General features: G+C 64.5%; 21 protein-coding genes. 10 read left to right on the top strand and 11 right to left on the bottom strand.

Annotated features, from left to right (window positions below):
* Positions 1–26: 26 nt before the first annotated feature.
* Both xylB and ACODR8_RS04425 read right to left on the bottom strand, forming a co-directional pair.
* Positions 27–785 (bottom strand): D-xylose 1-dehydrogenase, encoded by a 759-nt coding sequence (gene xylB, locus ACODR8_RS04430; protein ID WP_489006118.1) that lies wholly within the window; start codon positions 783–785, stop codon positions 27–29.
* Entirely contained in the window at positions 782–1,918 is a 1,137-nt protein-coding gene (locus ACODR8_RS04425; RefSeq protein ID WP_489006193.1) for a fumarylacetoacetate hydrolase family protein, read from the bottom strand. Before ACODR8_RS04425 ends, xylB begins: the two co-directional genes overlap by 4 nt.
* Before the next feature lie 172 nt (positions 1,919–2,090).
* Between ACODR8_RS04425 and ACODR8_RS04420 the strand changes: the two genes are divergently transcribed.
* Positions 2,091–2,285 (top strand): hypothetical protein, encoded by a 195-nt coding sequence (locus tag ACODR8_RS04420; protein ID WP_489006117.1) that lies wholly within the window; start codon positions 2,091–2,093, stop codon positions 2,283–2,285.
* Positions 2,286–2,397: 112 nt separating this feature from the next.
* On the opposite strand, the gene ACODR8_RS04415 is transcribed toward ACODR8_RS04420, so the two are convergent.
* On the bottom strand, positions 2,398–2,829 hold the full coding sequence (locus tag ACODR8_RS04415; protein ID WP_489006116.1) for an EF-hand domain-containing protein: 432 nt from the start codon (positions 2,827–2,829) through the stop codon (positions 2,398–2,400).
* A 285-nt stretch (positions 2,830–3,114) separates the two neighbouring features.
* Between ACODR8_RS04415 and purB the strand changes: the two genes are divergently transcribed.
* Entirely contained in the window at positions 3,115–4,431 is a 1,317-nt protein-coding gene (purB, locus tag ACODR8_RS04410; protein WP_489006115.1) for an adenylosuccinate lyase, read from the top strand.
* Positions 4,432–4,503: 72 nt separating this feature from the next.
* Here purB and ACODR8_RS04405 read toward each other — a convergent pair whose 3' ends face one another.
* Complete coding sequence (locus ACODR8_RS04405) at positions 4,504–5,580, bottom strand: LacI family DNA-binding transcriptional regulator (RefSeq protein ID WP_489006192.1); 1,077 nt, start codon at positions 5,578–5,580, stop codon at positions 4,504–4,506.
* Positions 5,581–5,818: 238 nt separating this feature from the next.
* On the opposite strand from ACODR8_RS04405, the gene manD reads away from it, so the two are divergent.
* From manD to ACODR8_RS04385, 4 genes are all read left to right on the top strand, one after another.
* Complete coding sequence (manD, locus tag ACODR8_RS04400) at positions 5,819–7,030, top strand: D-mannonate dehydratase ManD (protein ID WP_489006114.1); 1,212 nt, start codon at positions 5,819–5,821, stop codon at positions 7,028–7,030.
* Positions 7,031–7,171: 141 nt separating this feature from the next.
* Positions 7,172–8,458, top strand: a complete 1,287-nt coding sequence (locus tag ACODR8_RS04395; protein WP_489006113.1) for an MFS transporter — start codon at positions 7,172–7,174, stop codon at positions 8,456–8,458.
* 3 nt (positions 8,459–8,461) lie between these two features.
* Positions 8,462–9,877, top strand: coding sequence for a glucuronate isomerase (gene uxaC / locus ACODR8_RS04390; protein WP_489006112.1), 1,416 nt, complete (start codon positions 8,462–8,464; stop codon positions 9,875–9,877).
* Entirely contained in the window at positions 9,874–11,343 is a 1,470-nt protein-coding gene (locus ACODR8_RS04385) for a mannitol dehydrogenase family protein (RefSeq protein ID WP_489006111.1), read from the top strand. The genes uxaC and ACODR8_RS04385 overlap by 4 nt, the downstream gene beginning before the upstream one ends.
* A 6-nt stretch (positions 11,344–11,349) precedes the next feature.
* Here ACODR8_RS04385 and ACODR8_RS04380 read toward each other — a convergent pair whose 3' ends face one another.
* Positions 11,350–11,835, bottom strand: coding sequence for an Lrp/AsnC family transcriptional regulator (locus ACODR8_RS04380; protein WP_489006110.1), 486 nt, complete (start codon positions 11,833–11,835; stop codon positions 11,350–11,352).
* 92 nt (positions 11,836–11,927) lie between these two features.
* Here ACODR8_RS04380 and putA point away from each other — a divergent pair, with 92 nt between their 5' ends.
* Positions 11,928–15,527, top strand: coding sequence for a trifunctional transcriptional regulator/proline dehydrogenase/L-glutamate gamma-semialdehyde dehydrogenase (putA, locus tag ACODR8_RS04375; RefSeq protein ID WP_489006109.1), 3,600 nt, complete (start codon positions 11,928–11,930; stop codon positions 15,525–15,527).
* Positions 15,528–15,570: 43 nt separating this feature from the next.
* Here the strand turns inward: putA and ACODR8_RS04370 are convergent, their stop codons facing one another.
* From ACODR8_RS04370 to ACODR8_RS04360, 3 genes are read right to left on the bottom strand one after another with little or no spacing between them, the layout of a single operon-like run.
* Positions 15,571–16,587 carry an NADP-dependent oxidoreductase gene (locus tag ACODR8_RS04370; protein ID WP_489006108.1) on the bottom strand — a complete coding sequence of 339 codons (1,017 nt, stop codon included), beginning with the start codon at positions 16,585–16,587 and terminating at the stop codon, positions 15,571–15,573.
* Complete coding sequence (locus ACODR8_RS04365) at positions 16,584–17,114, bottom strand: nuclear transport factor 2 family protein (protein WP_489006107.1); 531 nt, start codon at positions 17,112–17,114, stop codon at positions 16,584–16,586. Before ACODR8_RS04365 ends, ACODR8_RS04370 begins: the two co-directional genes overlap by 4 nt.
* Positions 17,107–18,420, bottom strand: a complete 1,314-nt coding sequence (locus ACODR8_RS04360) for an aromatic ring-hydroxylating oxygenase subunit alpha (RefSeq protein WP_489006106.1) — start codon at positions 18,418–18,420, stop codon at positions 17,107–17,109. Before ACODR8_RS04360 ends, ACODR8_RS04365 begins: the two co-directional genes overlap by 8 nt.
* Positions 18,421–18,507: 87 nt before the next feature.
* On the opposite strand from ACODR8_RS04360, the gene ACODR8_RS04355 reads away from it, so the two are divergent.
* From ACODR8_RS04355 to ACODR8_RS04345, 3 genes are all read left to right on the top strand, one after another.
* Entirely contained in the window at positions 18,508–19,230 is a 723-nt protein-coding gene (locus ACODR8_RS04355; RefSeq protein WP_489006105.1) for a TetR/AcrR family transcriptional regulator, read from the top strand.
* A 96-nt stretch (positions 19,231–19,326) separates the two neighbouring features.
* Positions 19,327–20,124: an SDR family NAD(P)-dependent oxidoreductase gene (locus ACODR8_RS04350; RefSeq protein ID WP_489006104.1), complete on the top strand. Its 798-nt coding sequence runs from the start codon at positions 19,327–19,329 to the stop codon at positions 20,122–20,124.
* The gene (locus ACODR8_RS04345) at positions 20,121–20,915 is read left to right on the top strand and encodes a sugar phosphate isomerase/epimerase family protein (protein WP_489006103.1); all 795 of its coding nucleotides are present in this window, start codon (positions 20,121–20,123) and stop codon (positions 20,913–20,915) included. Before ACODR8_RS04350 ends, ACODR8_RS04345 begins: the two co-directional genes overlap by 4 nt.
* 9 nt (positions 20,916–20,924) lie before the next feature.
* On the opposite strand, the gene ACODR8_RS04340 is transcribed toward ACODR8_RS04345, so the two are convergent.
* The 3 genes from ACODR8_RS04340 to ACODR8_RS04330 all read right to left on the bottom strand — a co-directional run bounded on the left by ACODR8_RS04340 (position 20,925) and on the right by ACODR8_RS04330 (position 23,295).
* Positions 20,925–21,944, bottom strand: a complete 1,020-nt coding sequence (locus ACODR8_RS04340; RefSeq protein WP_489006102.1) for a hypothetical protein — start codon at positions 21,942–21,944, stop codon at positions 20,925–20,927.
* Between the two features lie 89 nt (positions 21,945–22,033).
* Positions 22,034–22,447 carry a GFA family protein gene (locus ACODR8_RS04335; RefSeq protein ID WP_489006101.1) on the bottom strand — a complete coding sequence of 138 codons (414 nt, stop codon included), beginning with the start codon at positions 22,445–22,447 and terminating at the stop codon, positions 22,034–22,036.
* Positions 22,448–22,449: 2 nt separating this feature from the next.
* Positions 22,450–23,295 (bottom strand): AAA family ATPase, encoded by an 846-nt coding sequence (locus ACODR8_RS04330; RefSeq protein ID WP_119744298.1) that lies wholly within the window; start codon positions 23,293–23,295, stop codon positions 22,450–22,452.
* Between the last annotated feature and the right edge of the window lie 70 nt (positions 23,296–23,365).

Genomic DNA, 23,365 nt, shown 5'->3' with positions numbered 1-23,365 from the left:
CGTTGCGATAATCCGGTTATGCCGCGTCAGCGCCACCCGGCATCGATAAAATAATCATGACCGGTGCAGTAACGCGCATCGTCCGACGCCAGGAACAGCGCCAGCGCCGCGACATCGACCGGCATGATCCGCCCGTCCAGGCATTGCGCGGCCACGATTTCGGCCTCGCCTTCGGGCGTGTACCATTTCATCTGGCGCGGGGTTTTGACATTGCCCGGAATGATGGTGTTGACGCGGATATTGTCGCGCCCCAGATCGCGGGCCAGACTGCGTGTCAGCCCCTCGATCGCGGCCTTGGCGGTCTGGTACAGGACCAGATCGGGCAGGGCGAGATGCCAGCTGATCGACCCGAAATTCAGGATCACCCCGCCTCCCGCGCGCTTCATCGCCGGGACGGCAGCCTGCGCCGCAAAGAACAGGTGGCGCAGATTCACAGCCATCCGCTCGTCCCAATAGGCCGGGGTGACCTCGCCGATGCTGTGCCGGTCGTCATTGGCGGCATTGTTGATCAGGATATCGATGCCGCCCAGCTCTGCCTCCACCTGTCCAATCATCGCCTGCACAGCATCAATGTCGCGCAGGTCGATATGGTGAAAGACCGGCGTAAAGGCCGCACCTGTGAGCCGCGCGACCAGCGCCTCGCTGTCCGCCTGCGCAATATCGCAAAAGGCAACGCGCGCGCCCTGCGCGACAAAGGCCTCGACCAGCCCCTCGCCAATGCCGCTGCCACCGCCCGAAATGAACACCCGTTTGCCCGCCAGGCTGGGATAGATCGCCCGGCTCATGCCGCGTCCGTCCTTGCCAGCAGGCCGCGCTGCGCCAGATTGGTCATCAGCGCGCTCAGCCCCCAGGTCCATGGCGCGGCGTCCTTCGACGTCACGACCCGGTTGACCAGCCTGCCCAGACGCGGGGTCGCGATGGTGACGACATCGCCGACCTTATGGGTAAAGCCGCGCCCCGGATCATCGCGATCCTGCACCGGCGCGAACAATGTCCCCAGGAACAGCGCGAACCCGTCGGGATATTGATGTTCGCTCAGCGTCTGGCGCACCAACTCCAGTGGGTCGCGGCTGATCTGGTTCATGCTGCTGCGCCCTTCCAGCCGATAGCCTTCCGGCCCGTCGATGGTCAGCCCGACCTCGGCGCTACGCACATGGTCGATCGTGAAACCGTCGTCGAACAGGCGGATCAGCGGCCCCAGCGCGCAGGACGCATTATTATCCTTCGCCTTGCCCAGCAACAGTGCGGACCGCCCCTCAAAATCGCGCAAATTGACGTCGTTGCCCAGCGTCGCGCCGACCGCCGTGCCGCCCGCATCGACGATCAGCACGATTTCGGGTTCGGGATTGTTCCAGGTCGAATCGGACCGGATGCCTATATCCGCGCCTGCACCCACGGTCGCCAGCACCGGGGCCTTGGTAAACACCTCCGCATCGGGGCCGATCGCGACCTCCAGATATTGCGACCACAACCCATCCTCGATCAACGCGGCCTTGAGCGCCGCCGCTTCGCTCGATCCGGGGACGACCGCGCGGATGGAGCCGCCGACTCGCTCCTCCAGCCGCTCGCGAATGGCCGCCGCCGCGCCCGAATCGCCGCGCGCCCGTTCCTCGATCACCCGCTCGATCGCCGACAGGGCGAAGGTCACGCCGCACGCCTTGACGCATTGCAGATCGACGGGGCTGAGCAGCGGCAAGTCCAGCGCATCGAGCGCGCCCAACGCTTCGCCAGCGTCCAGCGATACCGGCAGCATCTCGATCAGTTGCGCCACGGTCGGCGCCACCCGGCTCATGTCATAGGCGACGCCCTGCGCCACCAGCAGCGGGCTTGGTCCTTCGGCGCGCAGCACGCGACCGATAAACAGGCCATCGCGCCAATCGGCGGGCAGGCAATCGGACAGGCTCATGTCCACGGGCATCATCAACTCCTGGCAGTCTATCATTGATAGCGCTACCAACAATGCCGATGCAGGGAAGTCAAGGGGCAGGGCAGGGGCAATCCGCGTGCAGCGAAGATTGCGACCGATGGTGGTCACAAAATTGCCTTTCATCTTTTCCCGGCCGCCGCTTTGCGGCATAGCTGCTGATGTCATGAGCAAAATTGAAAAGACCGCGCCGGACACCGACGCCCCATCCGCCATCCCCGCACAGCCTGCTGACGACAAGAGCGATCTCGCCAGCGCCGCCCGCAAATCCGCAGGCAAGGCCGCCTGGACCGGCGCAGCCGTCGGTATCGGATCAGCCGCGATCGTCGCGGCTCTGCTCTACGCCCGCAAGCGCAGCTAAATCCCGTCCATGCAAAGAGGGCGGCATGGTTTTAGAACCATACCGCCCATTGTGCGACCCTTTCGGGCTCTTCTTCTCCGTCCTTCGCGACGGGGAGAATGCGTGTGTCAGCTTATCCGGCGCCACCGCTCAGATAGGTGACCAGTTCGGGCTTGCTGACCGATACGCTCTTGTCGGCGTCCGCCGTGGTGAACGCGCCATTGGCCCAGGCCGTTACCTGCTCGGCGGGCAGCGTCTTGCCGGTCGCCTTCATTTCCTGATCCTTCAGCGCAACCATCCACTTGGAAAATTCGGACTGGTCTAGCTGGCCATCGCTATTGGCGTCATAGGCCGGAAATTCGGTGTCGACGATCGACGCAACCGCATTGGTCGGGTTGGCCGGCGTCGCCGGGGTTGCCGGAGTGGCCGCTTCCGGCGTTGCCGCCTGCGGTTCCGCTGGCGCTGCTGGCGTGGCAGGTGTCGCACTTTGCGGCGTTGCGGCCTGCTGCGCCATGGCGGGGGCGGCGATGGCAAGGGCGGTCGTGACTAGAAGCGTGCGGATCATGACAATCTCCTCGGTTATTTGAGCCGGAGCCATGAAAACTTGCTCTGTCCGGCGTTGAATGACGGAGGGATAATGACTGATAACCCGCCAATGTTCCTGAATATCCGTTCATGTTCAACGGCTTGTCTTGGGAATCCGCTCAATTCGACTGTCTTTGCTGTGCCAAGTGCGACCAGTTGAGGGCAGTATCTTCATTTTCTTTGAAGACATCAGCGCGATTTGCCCCGGCGCAAGGACGCTGCTAGGCGCGCGGCACCTTATCCCTCTCCTATGCAGGATTCGCCCATGGTCCCCCGCTATTCCCGTCCCGCAATGACCGCCCTCTGGGAACCGGAAGCCCGCTTCAAAATCTGGTTCGAGATTGAGGCGCACGCGACCGAGAAGCTTGGCGAGCTGGGCGTGGTGCCGCCATCGGCGGCCAAGGCGCTGTGGGACTGGTGGGCGACCAATCCGGCGATCGACGTCGCCGCGATCGACGCGATCGAGGCGGTCACCAAGCATGACGTCATCGCCTTCCTGACCTGGGTGGCCGAACAGGTGGGCGACGAAGCCCGCTTCATGCATCAGGGCATGACCAGCTCCGACGTTCTGGACACCTGCCTCGCGGTCCAGCTCGCCCGCGCGTCGGACCTGCTGATCGAGGATATCGACAAGCTGCTTGAGGTCATCAAGCGCCGCGCCTTCGAACATAAGCTGACGCCTACCATCGGCCGCAGCCATGGCATCCATGCCGAACCCGTCACCTTCGGCCTCAAAATGGCCGAAGCCTATGCCGAGTTCAGCCGCTGCAAGGCCCGCCTGATCGCCGCCCGCGCCGAAGTCGCCACCTGCGCTATTTCCGGCGCGGTCGGCACCTTCGCCAATATCGATCCGGCGGTTGAGGAGCATGTCGCGGAGAAGCTGGGCCTCGCCATCGAGCCGGTCTCGACCCAGGTGATCCCGCGCGACCGCCACGCCATGTTCTTTGCGACGCTGGGCGTGATCGCCTCGTCCATCGAGCGCCTCGCCGTCGAAGTCCGCCATCTCCAGCGCACCGAAGTGCTGGAGGCGGAGGAATATTTCTCGCCCGGTCAGAAGGGTTCGTCGGCGATGCCGCACAAGCGCAACCCGGTGCTGACCGAAAACCTGACCGGCCTTGCCCGCGTCGTCCGCGCCGCTGTTGTTCCGGCGCTCGAAAATGTCGCCCTCTGGCACGAACGCGACATCAGCCATTCGTCGGTCGAGCGCTTCTTCGGCCCCGACGCCACCATCACGCTCGACTTCGCGCTGGGTCGCCTGACCGGGGTCATCGACAAGCTGCTCATCTATCCTGAGCGGATGATGAAGAATCTCGACAAGATGGGCGGTCTCGTCCACTCGCAGCGGGTGCTGCTGGCCCTGACCCAGGCGGGCGTCAGCCGCGAGGACAGCTATCGCTATGTCCAGCGCAACGCGATGAAAGTGTGGGAATCGGACGGCCAGCTTTCGCTACTGGAGCTGCTCAAGGCCGACACTGATGTCACCGCCGCGCTGCCGGTCGCGGAGATTGAGGACAAGTTCAACCTCGATTATCATTTCAAGCAGGTCGACACCATCTTCCGCCGGGTATTCGGCGAAGCGTAAACGTGTCGCGGTAGAGGATTGGGTGTTCCCGCTCAGGCGGGAACACCCAACTTGTTTCAGCGCCCCGTGGCGTTACCAAATCCCGCCCACTTTCGGCCGCAGCCGTGGCGGCGCGTCCGATTGCCGCCGGATCAGCTGATGGTCCAGCACCAGATGCGCCGGTTCCGTCTCCATCTTGCTCCTCCGGGCGCGCAGCATCTGCACCAGCAACTCGACCGCCGCGCGCGACATGGCGCTGATCGGCTGGCGGATCGTCGTCAGTTCCGGCCAGATGGTCGTTGCCAGCGACGTGTCGTCAAAGCCGCAAACGGTCAGGTCGCCCGGCACGTCCAGCCCGTTCCGATGGGCGATCGCCACGGTCGCCGCCGCCATATCGTCATTGCTGGCAAAGATGGCAGTCGGCGGATTGGCCAGCGCCAATATCTGTTCGGCCGCATCCAGCCCGGACCGGTAGGTGAAATAGCCCTGCGCGATATAATCGTCCTGCACGGCAATAGCCGCCTCGCCCAGTGCCGCGAGATAGCCCTCCATCCGCCGACGGCTGGCGCTCTGGTTGGGATGGCCCTTGATAAAGCCGATGCGGCTGTGGCCCAGCGCGATCAGGTGGCGGGTCATCTCATAGGCGGCCTGCCGATCGTCGATCCGCACCGCGGCCAGATTACCGCCCGATCGCCCGGTGGCGACGGCAACGGCCGCTATGTCGGCTGCGGCCAGAGCCTGCACCATCGCCTCCAGATCGCATAGCGGCGGCGGCAGGATCACCCCGTCGATCCGCCCACGCGACAGACGGTCGATCACCGCCTTGACCGACGTTTGCTCATCCCATTTCTCGACGATCAGATGCACGCCGCTACCGCTGGCCTGCTCCAGGCTGCCGACCAGAAATTCGCTGAGGTAGGATGCGGACGGATTGCTGTAGAGCAGGCCGATCCGCATTTCCTCGCCGCCTGCCAGGCTGCGCGCCGCAGGGCTTGGCGCATAGTTGAGCGCTGCAATCGCCGCATCCACCTTGGCGCGCGTGGCCGGGCGGACCGCCGGTTCGCGATTGATGACGCGCGACACCGTCATCGGCGACACCCCGGCATGGCGCGCTACGTCATTGATCGTCGGTGCGTTGCGCTGGCGGCGCGATGCTCTGCTTTCACTCAACGGACCGGGCCTTGTCGTGCAAAATGGATCATGGACAAGGTCGTAGCGTAACCAGGCGGTCATCACGAAGCGCAAAATGACCCCATAGGGTGCAGCATCGCCGCCATATTTCATGCTGCGGTGCAGGATTGACAAGCGTGCCGGCCCCGATCAGATGGTAACGGTATCATTTTCGTGTCGGCCTCATACCGACATCACGCAAATCGCCACCTTCGTCTCATCGCAACAGGACCGTCCCATGCCAAAGATCATTGACGCCAAGGTCATCGTCACCAGCCCCGGCCGCAATTTCGTTACCTTGAAGATCATCACCGACGATGGCGTCTATGGCCTGGGCGATGCGACCCTCAATGGCCGCGAACTGTCCGTCGCCAGCTATTTGCAGGACCATGTCATTCCCTGCCTCATCGGCCGCGACGCGCACCGGATCGAGGATATCTGGCAATATCTCTACAAGGGCGCCTATTGGCGGCGCGGCCCGGTGACCATGTCGGCCATCGCTGCGGTCGATACCGCGCTGTGGGATATCAAGGGCAAGCTGGCGGGCCTGCCGGTCTACCAGCTGTTGGGCGGGGCCAGCCGCGAAAGCGTGATGGTCTATGGCCATGCCAATGGCACGACGGTCGAAGATACCGTGCGGGTCGCGCTGGAATATCAGGCGCAGGGTTATAAGGCGATCCGCATCCAGTGCGGCGTGCCGGGCATGGCGTCCACCTATGGCGTCAGCAAGGACAAATATTTCTACGAGCCCGCCGACGCCGACCTGCCGACCGAAAATGTCTGGAACACCAGCAAATATCTGCGCATCGTGCCTGAACTGTTCAAGGCGGCACGCGAAGCGCTGGGCTGGGACGTGCATCTGCTGCATGACATCCACCATCGCCTGACCCCGATCGAGGCGGGCCGTCTGGGCAAGGATCTGGAACCCTATCGCCCCTTCTGGCTGGAAGATGCGACCCCGGCGGAAAATCAGGAAGCCTTCAAGCTGATCCGTCAGCACACCACCACGCCGCTGGCCGTGGGCGAAATCTTCAACTCCATCCATGATTGCCGCGAACTGATCGAAAACCAGCTGATCGATTATATCCGCGCCACCGTGGTTCATGCGGGCGGCATCAGCCATCTGCGCAAGATCGCGAACCTGGCCGATCTCTATCAGGTCCGCACCGGCTGCCATGGCGCGACCGACCTGTCGCCGGTCTGCATGGCCGCCGCGCTGCATTTCGACCTGTCGGTCCCCAATTTCGGCGTGCAGGAATATATGCGCCACACGCCCGAAACCGACGCCGTATTCCCCCACGCCTATACCTTTGCCGACGGTGCGATGCATCCGGGCGAAGCGCCGGGTCTGGGCGTCGACATCGACGAGGAACTGGCTGCGAAATATGAATATAATCGGGCGTTCCTGCCGGTGAACCGGCTGGAAGATGGCACCATGTTCAACTGGTGATGCCAACCCAGGAACGGATTTCTCTCTCCTGCCGGGGGAGGGAAGGCGCGCCGATCGCGCGGAAGGGTGGGGGCGGCCTGCACATCTGCTCTCACCCTTCCTTCGGGGACGGATCACCAACGATTTTCATTGGAGCGGCCAGTGACAGACATTCCCAAACCGTCCGGCAAAATACGCTGGATCGTCTGCGCCCTGCTGTTCGCGGCGGTCGTGCTATCCTATGTCGATCGCCTCGTCCTGCCGACGCTCAAGCCCGACCTGCAACAACGCTATGGCTGGACCGAAAGCGGCTATGCTGATCTCGCCATCTGGTTTCAGGCTGGCTATGGCATTGCCTATGTCTTTTTCGGTCGCCTGATCGACCGGATCGGCGCGCGCGCGGGCTATACGCTGGCGGTGACGCTGTGGACGATCGGCCATGTCGCCCATATCTTCTTCACTTCGACCGCCGGGATGCTGATCGCCCGCATCCCGCTTGCCATTGGCGAAGCAGGAACCTTCCCCGCCGCTATCGCCGCGACCAATGAATGGTTCCCCAAGAAGGAGCGGGCGCTCGCCATCGGCATCTTCAACGCCGGCTCCAATGTCGGCGCGATCCTGACGCCGCTGATCGTCCCGATCATCGCGGTCACCATGGGCTGGCGCTGGGCCTTCATCCTCACTGGATTGCTCACCGTGGTGTGGCTCGCCGCCTGGCTCAGCTTCTACCGCCGCCCGCGTGAGAAAAAGAGCCTTTCGGCAGAGGAACTGGCCTGGATCGAAACCGATCCGGTCGAGGAAAAGCGCCCGGTCAAATGGGCCACCCTGTTCCGCCTGCGCCAGACCTGGGCCTATATGCTGGGCCGCTTCCTGATCGATCCGGTCTGGTGGACATTCCTCTTCTGGCTGCCGGATTTCTTCAACAAGCAATATGGCGTCAAGATGCTGGATTTCGGTCCGCCGCTGATCGCCGTCTATCTGCTGGCCGATGTCGGTTCGGTCGCGGGCGGCTGGGCCTCCTCGCGCTTCATGGGCCGGGGCTGGAGCGTCAACCGCGCGCGCAAGACGGCAATGTTCTTGGCCGCTCTTTGCGCCGTGCCGATCGCCTTCGCCAGCCATGCGCCAAACATGTGGGTCGCGGTCGGCCTGATCGGTCTGGCCTGCGCCGGGCATCAGGGTTTTTCTGCCAATCTCTATGCCCTGCCGGGCGATGTGTTCCCGCGCTGGATGGCCGGATCGGTCGTCGGCCTTGGCGGGTTGGCGGGCGCGATCGGCGGCATGATGATGGCCAAATTTGCCGGAACCATATTGGAAAGCGTCGGCAGTTACGGCCCGATCTTTGCTGTCGCATCCTGCGCCTATCTAGTCGCACTTTGCACTATTCATCTGATCATTCCGCGCTATCAGGTCGTTGCCACCGCTGGCATAGCCAGCGTCGAAGGAGCATGATTCTTGCCTAAGCCCCTCATCCTGCACCCTGATCGCCTGTTCCCAGTCGAACCGCGTACCCGCGACATCGCCCGCGCGCTCTATGCCAGTGTCAGGGATCTGCCGATCGTATCGCCCCATGGCCATACCGACCCGCGCTGGTTCGCCTATGACGAGCCGTTCGCCAATCCGGCGGAGTTGCTGATCGTGCCGGACCATTATGTGTTCCGCATGTTGTTCAGCCAGGGCGTCAAGCTGGAAGAGTTGGGCGTGCCGACCGTCGATGGCAGCCCGACCGCCAGCGACCCGCGCGCCATCTGGCACATCTTCGCCGCCAACTATCACCTGTTCCGCGGCACGCCGTCGCGCATGTGGCTCGACTGGGTGTTCGCCGAAGCGTTCTGCATCGACGTGCGGCTGGAGGCGGAAACGGCCGACCATTATTACGACATTATCGACGCCGCGCTCAAAACCCCGGCTTTCCGCCCGCGCGCCTTGTTCGATCGCTACAATATCGAAGTCATTGCCACCACCGAAGGTCCGCTCGACCCGCTCGACCATCACCGCGCCATCCGCGCCAGCGATTGGAACGGCAAGGTCGTCACCGCCTATCGCCCCGATCCGGTGCTGGACCCCGACGACCCCAAATTCATCGCCAATGTCCAGCGCTTCTGCGCCATTGCGGGCGAGGATGCCGCCAGCTTCGCGGGCTATCTGCGCGCCCATGAAAAGCGCCGCGCCGATTTCCGCGCGGCTGGCGCGACCTCGACCGACCATGGCCACCCGTCCGCCTTCACCGCCAACCTGCCCCGCGCGGAGATTGAGGCGCTCTATGCCAAAGTCACCAGCGGCCCGGTCAGCGCGGCGGAGGCGGAACTGTTCCGCGGCCATATGCTCACCGAAATGGCGCGTATGTCGATCGCCGACGGCATGGTGATGCAGCTCCATCCCGGCGTCCACCGCAACCATAATGCCGCCGTACTGGCGCGCTTTGGCAAGGACAAGGGTGCGGACATCCCGACCGCCGGGGAATTTGTGAAGGCATTGAAGCCCCTGCTCGACCTTTACGGCACCGATCCGCGCCTGACGCTGATCCTCTTCACCCTGGACGAGGATGTCTATTCGCGCGAACTCGCGCCGCTGGCGGGCCATTATCCCGCGCTCAAGCTTGGCCCGCCCTGGTGGTTCCATGACAGCCCGGAAGGGATGCGCCGCTTCCGCGAACGCGCGACCGAAACGGGCGGCTTCTACAACACGGTCGGCTTCAACGACGACACCCGCGCCTTCCTGTCGATCCCCGCGCGCCATGACGTCGCCCGCCGCATGGATTGCGGCTGGCTGGCGCAACTGGTCGTGGAACATCGCATGGAAGAGGATGAAGCGTTCGAGGTCGCCCGCGCGCTCGCCTATGATCTCGTCAAGCAGGCCTACAAGTTGTGAGCCGCCTGTCGAGCCAGACGCTCGCCAGTCTGCCCGCCGACGTCATCCGCCCCGGCTATGATCGCGCGCAGGTAAAGGCAGGCGTCGTCCATCTGGGCATCGGCGCGTTCCACCGCGCGCATCAGGCGGTGGTGTTCGATAATGCCCTGAACGCAGGCGATCTGCGCTGGGGCATCATCGCCGCCTCGCTCCGTTCGCCATCGGTGCGTGACCAGATGGTGCCACAGGACGGCCTCTACACCATGCTGGTGCGCGACGGCGGATCGGAGCAGGCGCGCATCATCGGTGCGGTGCAGGATGTCATCGTCGCCCCGCAAGACTGCCAAGCGCTCATCGCCGCGCTGGCGTCGCCCGACACCCATATCGTCACGCTCACCATCACCGAAAAGGGCTATAAGCTCGACCCGGCGACCGGCGCGCTGATCGAGGATGATGCGCAACTCGCCGCCGATCTCGTCTCACTCGACGCCCCCCAAACCGCGCCCGGCTATCTCGTCGCTGCCTTGGCACAGCGCAAGGCGGCGGGACTTGCGCCTTTCACCGCGATCAGCTGCGACAATCTCCCCCATAACGGCACGCGCCTGCGCAACGCCGTGCTGGCGCTTGCCCGCCGCCATGACGCCGCGCTGGCCGACTGGATCGCGGCGGAGGGCTCTTTCCCCGAAACCATGGTGGACCGCATCGTCCCCGCCACCACGCCCGACGACATCGCCGCCCTGACCGCGCGCCTGGGTGTCGAGGATCAGGCGATGGTCAAAACCGAACCCTTCATCCAATGGGTTATCGAGGACAGGTTCTGCGGCCCGCGCCCCGATTTCGGCGCAGGGGTCCAGATCACCGCCGCCGTCGCCCCATGGGAAGAAGCCAAACTCCGCCTGCTCAACGGCGCACATAGCGGCATCGCCTATCTGGGCGGCCTCGCGGCGATCGACCATGTCCATGACGTCCTCGCCTTGCCCGAAGCGCGCATCTTCGTCGAAGCGCTGTGGGACGAAGCGGAAACCACCCTGTCTCCCCCGCCGGAACTGGACGTCGCCGCCTATCGCCGCGAGTTGATGGCGCGTTTCGACAATCCCACACTGCGCCACCGCACTCGCCAGATCGCGATGGACGGATCGCAGAAACTGCCCCAGCGCCTCCTCGCCACCATCGCCGCGCGACTGGCGGCGGGGCAGGGGATCGACGCGCTGTCGCTGGCCGTCGCCGCATGGGTTCGTTGGCAGGCCGGGCAGGATGATCTGGGCCAGCCCCATATCGTGGACGATCCGCTGGCGACGCCCATCGCCGCAGCCCTCGGCGCGGCAAGCACGACGCAGGATCGGGTGGTTGCCATCCTCGCCGTCGACGCCGTCATCCCGCCAGCCCTGGGCGCGAACCCGCTATTCCGCGACGCGCTGATCCACTGGCTGACCATCCTTGAAACAGACGGCGCCCGCGCAGCGCTGGCCACCTTCCGCCCAAACTGACGCGGCCTATTTCCGTCTGCCGCCTGCCTCCAGCACCGTTTCCATCGCCACGAAGGTCGATGTGCTGGCGACATGCGGCAGGCTGGAAATCTTCTCGCCCAGCACGGTGCGATAGCGTCTTATATCCGCCGTCCGTACCTTGAGCAGATAGTCGAAACTGCTGGCGATCATATGACATTCCTCGACTTCGGGGATGCGCCGCACGGCATCGTTAAATTCGGCCAGCGCGCTCTCGCGCGTGTCGGACAGCTTGATCTCGGCAAAGGCGACATGGTCCATCCCCAGCTTGGCCGGATCGACCATCGCCCGGAACCCCCGGATCACCCCGCTCTCCTGCAATCGCCGCAGCCGCATCTGGCAGGGCGTCTTGGACAGCCCGACCGCGACGGCCAGATCGGTGACGGTCATCCGCCCATCTTCCACCAGCGCGGCGATGATCTTGCGATCGAAATCATCCAGATCGACTGTTTGTAGCAATTTATCCACCCACATGACCTAACATAGTAGAATTAAAAGTCATATCGCTCATGAATACCCGTTTGAAAAGTCGGATCGACTTACGCAAATGCGATATTCTGCGCGCCATGACCGCTCAGCTCCCCTTCGCCGCCTTCGCCCCCGCCATCCGCGCGCAATCCCCCCTGCGCCAGGCGATCACCGCCGCCTATCGCCGGGACGAGGCGGAGGCGCTTGCGCCCCTGATCGAAGCAGCGCCCCTTCCGGACGCAATCCGCGCCGCTGCCCGCGACACCGCCCGCGCCCTCGTCACCGCGCTCCGCGCCAATCACAAGGGTAGCGGCGTCGAAGGGCTGGTGCAGGAATATGCCCTCTCCAGTCAGGAGGGCGTCGCGCTGATGTGCCTCGCCGAAGCCCTGCTGCGCATCCCTGACGCGGCCACTCGCGACGCGCTGATCCGCGACAAGATCGCCGACGGCGACTGGGGATCGCATCTGGGCAGCGACAAGTCGCTGTTCGTCAATGCCGCTACATGGGGTCTGGTCGTCACCGGCAAGCTGGTCGGCAGCGTGGACGATCGCGGTCTTGGCGCAGCGCTCACCCGCCTCGTCGCCCGCGCGGGCGAACCGGTCATCCGGCGCGGCGTGGACCTCGCTATGCGAATGATGGGCGAACAATTCGTCACCGGCGAAACCATCAAGGAAGCGCTCAAACGCGCCAAGGCGATGGAGGCCAAGGGGTTCGCCTATAGCTATGACATGCTCGGCGAAGCGGCGACCACCGCCGCCGATGCCGCGCGCTATTATGCCGATTATGAGCAGGCCATCCACGCCATTGGCAAGGCATCGGCGGGGCGCGGCATCTACGCCGGTCCCGGCATCTCGATCAAATTGTCCGCGCTCCACCCGCGCTATGCCCGCGCCCAGGCGGACCGGGTCATGGCCGAACTGCTGCCCCGCGTGCAGCAACTCGCCGCCCTCGCCAAGCGCTATAATATCGGCTTCAACATCGACGCGGAGGAAGCCGATCGCCTCGAACTCTCGCTCGACCTGCTCGAAAGCCTCGCGCTCCATCCGGCGCTGATGGACTGGAACGGCCTCGGCTTTGTCGTGCAGGGCTATGGCAAGCGCTGCCCCTTCGTCATCGACTGGATCGTCGATCTCGCCCGCCGCGCCGACCGCCGCATCATGGTGCGGCTGGTGAAGGGCGCCTATTGGGACGCGGAAATCAAGCGCGCGCAGGTCGATGGCCTGGCCGACTTCCCGGTCTATACCCGCAAGCTGCATACCGACATCGCCTATATCGCCTGCGCCCGCAAATTGCTTGCCGCGCCCGATGCGGTGTTCCCGCAATTCGCCACCCATAATGCCCAGACGCTGGCGACCATCTACCAGATGGCCGGCCCGGATTTCAGCATCGGTTCTTATGAATTTCAGTGCCTCCACGGCATGGGCGAACCGCTCTACGAACAGGTGGTGGGCGCGGGCAAACTGAACCGACCCTGCCGCATCTATGCGCCGGTCGGCACGCATGAGACACTGCTCGCCTATCTCGTCCGCCGCCTGCTGGAAAATGGCGCGAACAGCAGTTTCGTCAACCGCATCGCGGACCCCGCGGTGTCCGTCGAGGAGATGATCGCCGACCCGGTGGACATGGTCAAAGCCATGCCAAATCCCGGCGCGCATCATGATCTGATCGCGCTCCCCGCGAACCTCTACCCCGACCGCCGCAACGCGGCTGGCCTCGACCTGAGCGACGAAACGACGCTTGCCACCCTGACTCAGGCGCTCCGGCATAGCGCCACGCTCGACTGGACCGCCGCGCCAGCAGGCGGGGCAGGGGAGGCGCGTCCCGTCCGCAACCCCGCCGACCATCGCGACATTGTCGGCACCGTCATCGACGCCACGCCGCAAGAAGCCCAGGCCGCCGCTGTCCGTGCAGCTGCTTGCGTCTGGTCCAATACCCCAGTCGCCGACCGCGCCGCCGCGCTCGATCGCGCGGCTGACGCGATGCAGGAGCGGATGCCCATCCTGCTCGGCCTCATCGTCCGTGAAGCGGGCAAGTCCATCCCCAACGCCATCGCCGAAGTGCGCGAGGCGATCGATTTCCTGCGCTATTACGCGCAGCAGGCCCGCACCCGCTTCGGCCCTCAGCAACAGCCGCTGGGCGTCGTCACCTGCATCAGCCCGTGGAACTTCCCGCTGGCCATCTTTACCGGGCAGGTCGCCGCGGCGCTGGTCGCGGGCAATGCCGTCCTCGCCAAGCCTGCCGAGGAAACGCCGCTTATCGCCGCCGAAGCCGTCCGCCTGCTCCATGCAGCGGGCGTTCCGACCGACGCACTCCATCTGGTCCCCGGCGATGGCAGCATCGGCGCAGCCCTCGTCGCCGCGCCGCAGACCGCCGCAGTCATGTTTACCGGCTCAACGCAAGTCGCCCGCCTGATCCAGCGCCAGCTTGCCACCCGCCTGTCCCCCACTGGCCATCCCATCCCGCTGATCGCCGAAACCGGCGGACAGAATGCGATGATCGTGGACAGCAGCGCGCTGGCCGAACAGGTCGTCGCCGACGTCATTGCATCCGCCTTCGACAGCGCGGGCCAGCGCTGCTCGGCGCTGCGTGTCCTGTGCCTGCAAGAGGAAGTCGCCGACCGCACCCTGACGATGCTCAAGGGTGCGTTGGCAGAACTGCGCATCGGTCGAACTGACGCGCTCAAGGTGGACATCGGCCCGGTCATCACCGCCGAAGCCCGCGACGGCATCACGTCCCATATAGACGCGATGCGCGCACTGGGCCGCAAGGTGGAGCAACAGCCGCTTCCGCCCGAAACCAGATATGGCACCTTCGTCGCGCCGACCATCATCGAGATTGACGGCCTGACAGACCTCGACCGCGAGATTTTCGGCCCGGTCCTCCACGTCCTGCGGTTCAAACGGGACGGGCTGGACGCGCTGGTCGATGCGATCAACGCCACCGGCTACGGCCTGACCTTCGGCCTCCACACCCGCCTCGACGAGACCATCGCGCGGGTCACATCGCGGGTGAAGGTTGGCAATATCTATGTGAATCGCAACGTCATCGGCGCGATCGTCGGGGTCCAGCCCTTTGGCGGCTGCGGCCTGTCCGGCACTGGTCCCAAGGCTGGCGGCCCGCTCTATCTAGGGCGCCTCGTCACCAACCCGCCAGCCAGCGCGGCGCAGGTCACGCCGCTCGTCTCCCCGCTCCACAGCTTTGCCGACTGGCTCGACGCGCAGGGGGAGGGGGACGCCGCCACCCACGCCCGCCGCACCGGCGACATGTCCGCTTTGGGGCTGGAGTTGACGCTGCCCGGCCCGGTGGGGGAGCGTAATCTCTACACGCTCCACCCGCGCGGCACGATGCTGCTGCGCCCCACCACCCGCGCGGGCCTGTTCCGCCAGATGGCCGCGATCCTCGCGACCGGCAATGACGCGCTGGTGCAGGGCATGGCGCTGCCCCCCGGTCTGCCGACGGACGTCGCCGCCCGCTTCGCCATTCCCGCCAACACGCCCATAGCCGCCGTGCTGGTCGACGGTGAGCCGGACATAGTCTCCGCCATGGTGCAGGACGTCGCCAACTGGCCCGGCCGCATCGTCCCGGTTCATGCGCCGGGGCAGGACGGCTATTGCCTCGACTGGCTGATGGAGGAGGTCTCCACGTCCATCAACACCACCGCAGCGGGGGGGAATGCCAGCCTGATGATGATCGGCTGAGCAGTCGTTTCACTATGTATGGCTTACTGTCGGCAAAATCGTCTCAGGCGAGTTTCAGGATCATCTTCCCTTCATTGCTGCCATCGAACAAGCGCATGAAGGCGGGATAGGCGCGGTCGATCCCCTCCTCGATATGCTCGTCAAAGACCAGCTTGCCCTGCGCGATCAGCGCCGCGATGGCGCGGCTGCCTTCGGGAAAGCGATCGACAAATTCCATCAGCAGATAGCCGCGCATCGTCGCGCTCTTGACGATCAGCTGCCAGATATTGCGCGCGCCCTGCGGCTCGCCATTATATTCGGCGATCAGCCCGCACAGGATGATCTGCGCCTGGGTGTTGATATGCAGCAGCGTGGCGTCGAGGCAGACGCCCCCGACATTCTCATAGACATGGTCGATCCCCTGCGGGCAGGCGGCCCCAATGTCCGCCGCCAGCGCCGCGACATCCTTGCCGCGATAATCGATCGCTGCGTCAAAGCCATAATGGTCGATCAGCCTGGCGCATTTCGCTGCGCCCCCGGCGATGCCGACCACCCGCGCGCCCTGCAATTTCGCCAGCTGCCCGACCATGGAGCCAACCGCGCCCGCCGCGCCGCTGACCAATACGGTCTGGCCCGCTTTAGGCTTCATAATCTCGCTGACACCGAACCAGGCCGTCAGCCCGACCGCGCCCATGGACGACAGGTAACTGGTCACTGATGGGGCCAGCGACACGTCGATCGGGTGCATGAAATCGTCCGGCGTCACGACGCTATAGTGCTCGATCCGGTTCAACCCCATCACCCAGTCGCCGGGCTGGAACCGATCGACATTGCTCGCTTCGACCGTGCCGATGGTCGATGCCCGCACCGCGTCCCCCAGCGCAACCGGCGGCAAATAGCTTGGCGCATCGTCCAGCCAGCCGCGAATGGCAGGGTCGAGCGAGGCATAATGGTTGCGGATGACGATCTGGCCGGGGCCGGGCGCGGGCAGGGGGCTATCCTCCAGTCGGAAATCGCTTTCCTGCGGCAGCCCGTCCGGGCGCGCCGCCAGTATGAAACGGCGGTTCATGGTGGCGCTCATTGGCCCGGTCCTTTCCAAAGATCATGGACGGGATCGTCCGCCCCCTGCGCGCCGCGCAACGGATAGGGTGCGCGCAGCATATCGTCCGGGCCGCCCGACGGCTGGTGGATAGCCCAGTCGCTGACATAGCGGCGCGCGCTGAATTTCCACACGCCGTCCCGCCGCGCAAAGCGATCGAGATAGCGCCCGCCCGACAGCATCTGCACCGACCGGTCGGCTTCGCTGCGCGGCGTCGCCACCCCGAACACATAGGATTCGCCGACAGCCTCGTCGCCATCGACCCGGAACCATTGGTTGGTCGTCATATGCGATGTCTGGTGAAAGGCGGACTGGACGATGGCGCAAATCTCCACGGCAAAGTCCGCCCCGCTGCCGTTGAACACGCCGCTTTCCACGACGCTGTCCGCATGGAAGATCGACCGGAGCAGGGCGACATCGGCCCGATCGACACCCCGGCAATAGGCCATGGTCAGTTCGGCCAATTGCTGCTTGGCGATCAGGACCGCAACAGCCTCCACCTCAGTCATGGATGTCGCACAGGTCGTTCAGCCGTTCATGGAACATCTGCACCCGCTTTTCCTGCCCCGCCAGCATACCACCGGTATAGCCGCGCGAATGAAGCCCCTGCTGCTGGCCGATCGCCACGCTCATATCCTGATCCGCGACATCGCCCAGCGTTTTGGTGCCGAACACCACCGTCTCACGCTCGACCTGCTCGAATGGTGTCGGTCCCATCGGCCCGAACACGACATCGCTACCGGGGATTTCATGCGCCATGAACCAATGGTCGAAAATGCAGCGTTCCGGGTCGGTCGGGTGCGGCTCCGACCGCAACAACTGGAACCCGTCCGGCCACATGGTCAGGGTGATGTTGGGGAACAGGGTATAATGGTGATAGTCGATAATCTCGCTGTCGCCCATGGCCGCATAATGGGCATAGCCCTTCGCCGCGCCCAGTTTGCGCTTCTGCGCCAATATCGCCTCGCGCGCCTGGCTGGCGCGGCCTTCGAAATCTCTGGGGTCGAGCTCCCAATAGTCCAGCGCCTGCGCCAGCGGCATTTCCAATATGTCGGCAGTCGGATAGCGGCCCGATGGCTTCAAGCCCCGCATCACCATGCAATTATGGCCTTCAGGGTTCATCTCGAAAATGGTGCCGTCCAGCGCATCGTCGATCGACCCGGCAATTTGCGGGTGGAGCGTGGGCAGATGATAGCTTTCGTTGAAATTGTCGCGGATGATCTTCCAGTTGCATGGGACGTCGGACTTGAGCGCCATCACCCGCGTCATCTTGTCCATCTGCCACTGTTCCAGCTGCACGCCCGCTGCGCCCAGCCATTCGCTTAACGGGGCTGCGTCGCGATCCATGGTGAACCACACGAAGCCGCCCCAAACCGTGCAGGGAATTTCCTCCAGCTTCACCTTGCCGCAGGGGGAACCACCGGGAAAATCATCGGGGTCCTGCACATGGGCCAGCGTGCCGTCGGGCGCATATTTCCAGCCATGATAGCCGCAGGTCAGCAGCGGCGCGCCGCCCACCTCGGTCCAGGCGAGGCGGTAGCCGCGATGCTTGCAGGCATTGTAAAAGGCTTTGACCGAACCATCTTCCTGACAGAGCATCACGATCGATTCCCGCCCGATCGCATGGGTCAGGAAATCGCCCGCTTCCTCCAGATCGGCCGCCATGCCGCCAATATGCCAGGTCCTGGTCCAGACATGCTGCCATTCCGCATCCGCCCAGCGCTGCGCATAATAGCGTTCGCCGGTAATGCGGTCGCCACGGACAGGCGGATCATAGTCCGCGATTGCGCGACCCAGAAAGGATTCCACCGTCATAACATGCCTCTCGTTTATTATTTGAACGATCGACTAAATATATCGGCCCGGCTTGTCGCCTGTCAATTCGTCGGGCATAGGTCTGAAATGGGCGGAAATACGTTAAAACTAGCGGAAACGTCAGGTGCCGAAACAGGCGCAAAGGCGACGCCAAAGCCCGACCGCCGCCGTGCGCCGGAGACCGCAGCCCGTATCCTCGACGCCGCCGAGTCGCTCTTTTCGCAGCGCGGTTTCTACGGCGTCTCGCTGCGCGACATCGCCACCGAGGCGGGGGTTCAGGTCGCGCTGACCCATTATCATTTCGGGTCGAAGGATGATCTGTTCCGCGCCGTGATCGATCGCCGGGCGGACGAACATGCCGACGGCATGGCGCAATCACTGGCGCAGGCGGTGACGCTGGATGGCAGTCGCACCGACCGCCGCCGCGCCATCATCCGCGCCTTCATCACCCCGATCGTCGATCGATCGATGCGCGGCGGGCCGGGATGGAAAAATTATATCCGGCTGATGGCCCTTGTCGCGAACCTGCCGCAGGGGGAGGCGTTCGTGTCTCCCTTCCGCCAGCATTTCGACGATCTGATCGCGGCCTATGTCCACGCCCTCCACGCGCTTCACCCGGAAATGGATGAAGGCGACGTCCATTGGTGCTTCTTCTTCTTTCAGGCGATGACCACGCACATTTTGGTCGAAAGCGGGATGCTCGACCGCCAATCGGGCGGGCGTTTCAGCTCCAGCGATCTGGACGCCATGGTCGACCGGCTGGTCGATTTCGTCGCGGCGGGCTTCACGGGTCTGGGCGCGGACGCCTAGCACAAAGCCGAGTTGGCCCACGGCCCTAATCCCTTCATCTACGGCATAATGACCCGGCCGTCGCGGCGTGCCGGACGGCTGATGAGGGAGGATGATATGGCGCGTCTGCAAGGCAAGACGGCATTGGTGGTCGGCGCGGCTGGCAAGGATAATATGGGCCAGATCATCGCCCGCCGCTTCGCTGCCGAAGGCGCGCGCGTCGCCCTGGCCGGGCGCAGGATCGACGCCATGCAGTCTCTGGCCGACGAGATTGGCGGCGTCGCCATTCCCGGAGACATGACCGATCGCGCCAGTATCTTCGCCATGGTCGATGCCGCCGAACAGGCGCTGAGCGGCATCGACATTGCCGTCAACGCCACCGGCTGGGGTCTGCTCAAGCCTTTCCTCGAAACGACGCAGGACGAACTGGACGCCATGTATGCGCTGCAACTGCGCGGCCCGTTCCAGCTGGCGCAGGCGCTGATCCCGGTGATGGAGCGGCGCGGCGGCGGGTCGATCATCCAGATCAGCTCTGCCACCGCAACGATCATGTTCCACGATCATGCCGCCTATATGGCGACCAAGGCCGGGACCGATCACATGATCCGCACCGTCGCCAATGAATTTGGCCATCTGGGCATCCGCGCCAACAGCGTGTCGCCCGGCCTCACCGAAACCCCGATGACCGCTGATGCCGCCGCCGTGCCGGGCCTGATGGAAGCGTTCAAAAAAGGCTATCCGCTGGGGCGCTACGGCACATCGGCAGATATTGCGGCCAGCTGCGTATTTCTGGCCAGCGACGAATGTTTCATGACCGGCCAGAATCTCCAGGTGAGCGGCGGCCTGACCCTGCGCGCCAATCCGAGCAAGGCGGATATAGAGGCATCGGTCGCCGCCGCCATGGCCGCGGGGTGAGGCGCAACCCGATCGCCATGGCGTCGGGCATCATGCCCGAAGCGACCCCGCTGCAACTGGTGGAGGCGGCGGCGCGGGCGGGCTTCGACTATGGCGGCATGTGGTGTGATGCGGCGACCTGGACCCCGGCGACGACGCGCGCGGTGCGGGCTGCATTGCGCGACACCGGCCTGCCGCTGCTCGACATGGAAGTGGTGTGGATCAAGCCCGGTCCGCCCGATCCCGACCATGCCCGGCTGGTCGATGCCGCGCTGGAACTGGGCGCGCGTAACGTCCTGTGCGTCAGCAGCGATCCCGATGCCGGCGCGACGGCTGCGAAACTGGCCGCCTTGGCGGAGCAGGCGGGCGACGGCCTGCGCATCAATCTGGAATTCGGCCTGTTCACGCAGGTCAGGACGATCGCACAGGCCTGCGCCATCCTGCGCCGGATCGACCATCCCGCCATGGCGCTGCTGATCGACGCGCTGCACTGGCGGCGGTCGGGTGGCACGCTGGCGGAGATTGCCGCCGTGCCGCCGAGCTGGCTCAGCTATGTCCAGCTCTGTGACGCCCCCGATCCCGGTGCGGACCCGAACGATCTCGCCGCGATCCTGACCGAAGCTATCGACGGTCGTATGGCTATGGGGGCGGGCGGCCTACCGCTATCGGCGCTCTACGAAGCGTTGCCGCCGGGTATCCCGATCGCGATAGAAGAACGATCGAAAGCGTTGCGCGACGCCTATCCCGATCTTAACGCCCGTGCCGCGCGGATGCTGGCGACGACCCGTCAATGGATCGCCGCGCAAGCCTGATGGCGCGCGTCAGTGCCGCACCATCGTGACGACGCCATTGGCGGCATAGGCGGCGGTCGCCTCGGCCTTGGCGGTCTGCGGATCCTTGCCGTCCAGGATCGCGGCGATCTGGCGCGGGCTGGGGACGCGATCATAGACGCCATAGAGGTCGGTCTGCCCGACCATATGGATCGAGAGCTTATAGCCCTTGCCCTGCGCCGCCGGATCGAACGCCAGCACCGTGCCACTGTCATCCACCGGCACGATGATCGCGCCGTCGCTGCGCCCGGCCTGCTGGAGCATGTCATAGCTACCGTCGGCGGTGGTCACTGATCCGCGCACGCACAGGGCATCCTTGCCCTCGCGCGGGATGCGCACATCCTGCGGGGCGGCGGTAGCAGCGTCGTCCTTCGTCAGGCGCGCATCATGGGTGTCGGCTACGGGACAGCTATCGAACTTGGCAGGCCCGGTCGCGTGCAAAGACGCCGGATCGTCCACTGCCAGCCCTGCCAGCATCCCGTCCAGCCCGGCCAGCACCTCGGCACGGCGTTCGGTCGGCCCGGTCACGCGGATCTTGACGATCCAGCGCCCGGCATGGACGAAGCCCGCCGCGGTCGTCAGCGCGCCATCGGCGGCATCGTCATACACCGCGCGAATCGCGCTGTCGGCCTTGCCCGCGACCGGCGCGCTGGCATAGGCGGTGCGCCGCGTGCGCGATCCGAACCGCTCCATGATCGCCTTGTCGGTCATGTAAGCAGCCAGCGATGCGTCGGCATAGGTTGGCAGATAGACGTAGAGCGTCGCCTGGATCGCGCCATCGTCTGAGAGATATTGCGCATAATTGTCCACCGCCCGCCCGCCATTGGAAGCCTCGCCGCTCTTGGTCAGCGACAGGCTGGCGATCGTCTGCGGCAGGCTGATCCCTGCCGTGGTGGCGCGGATCGCGGTTTCGGTAGGCGTCCAGGCCTCCGCCTCATCCGCCGCGCGCGCCAATGAAGGCACTGCGAGGCAGAGGGCGACGGAAAATATAGTGAGGGCGCGCTTGGGCATCGGCATCCTTCTCCAGATCCAGACCGTCTTGGCGCGGTCTTGAATGTGAAGGAAAGGCTACAGACAAAGCGCGTGCGCGCAAGCGCCTTTTACGTCGTAAGCGGGATTTGCGCCGGATAATGGGGCAGGTCGGGGTCGTGCAACGCCCAGTGCGGCGCGGCCTGTGTCCAGATCACCGCCTGCGGCCCGATCAGCCCCGGATCGTCCAGCGCACCGGCCCGGATGATCGTCTGGTGCGGGCGCGATTCGGCCAGGCTGAAAATAGGCGTGCCGCATTGCGGGCAAAAGCCGCGCCGCATCGCATTGCCGCTGTCGGCGGTGCTGGCGTGCCAGCGGACCTCGCCCGTTATCGTTACGGCATCGGTGGGAAAAACGACATTCACCGTGCCCGATCCCGCGCCCAGATATTGGCACAGGCGGCACCAGCATTGGCGCGCCGCCATCGGTTCCGCGTCGATCGTGATGCGGACGGCACCGCACAGACATCCGCCTTCATGCGCCATCGTCAGCGCCCCTGTCGCCGGGCCATGAAGGCCAGCCGCTCGAACATCATCACATCCTGCTCATTTTTAAGCAGCGCGCCGTGCAGCGGCGGGATCGCCTTGGTCGGGTCGCTATTCTGAAGGACGTCGAGCGGCATATCTTCATTCAGCAGCAGCTTGAGCCAGTCGAGCAACTCGCTGGTGCTGGGCTTTTTCTTCAGGCCCGGCACATCGCGGATCTCGTAGAAAATATCCATCGCCTTGCTGACCAGGATTTTCTGGATGCCGGGGAAATGCACGTCGACAATCGCCTGCATCGTCTCGCGATCGGGGAATTTGATATAGTGGAAGAAGCAGCGACGCAGGAAGGCGTCGGGCAATTCCTTCTCATTGTTCGACGTGATGATGACGATGGGGCGATCCTTCGCCGCGATCGTCTCGCCCGTCTCGTACACATGGAACGCCATGCGATCGAGTTCCTGCAACAGGTCGTTGGGAAATTCGATGTCGGCCTTGTCGATCTCGTCGATCAGCAGCACGGGCAAAGTGGGGCAGGTGAACGCCTCCCACAGCTTGCCCTTGCGGATATAGTTGGAAATGTCGTGGACGCGCTCGTCGCCCAACTGGCCATCGCGTAGCCGGGCGACGGCGTCATATTCATACAGGCCCTGATGCGCTTTGGTCGTGGACTTGACGTTCCATTCGATCAGCGGCGCGCCGAGCGCCGTCGCAATCTCCTGCGCCAGCACGGTCTTGCCGGTCCCCGGCTCCCCCTTCACCAGCAACGGGCGGCGCAGCAGCACCGCGGCATTGACCGCGACTTTCAGGTCGTCGGTGGCGACATAATCCTGGGTGCCTTCGAAACGCATATTTTTGGTCCGCCTTGCTGTCCTGCTTTCGGACTAGGCAAAGCGGGGCAGGGACGCAAGCCGCGCTGGC

It is taken from the genome of Sphingobium sp. FG58, from assembly GCF_057809055.1.
The sequence above is the reverse complement of the archived record's forward strand: the minus strand, read 5'-3'. Positions and strand labels throughout refer to the sequence as shown.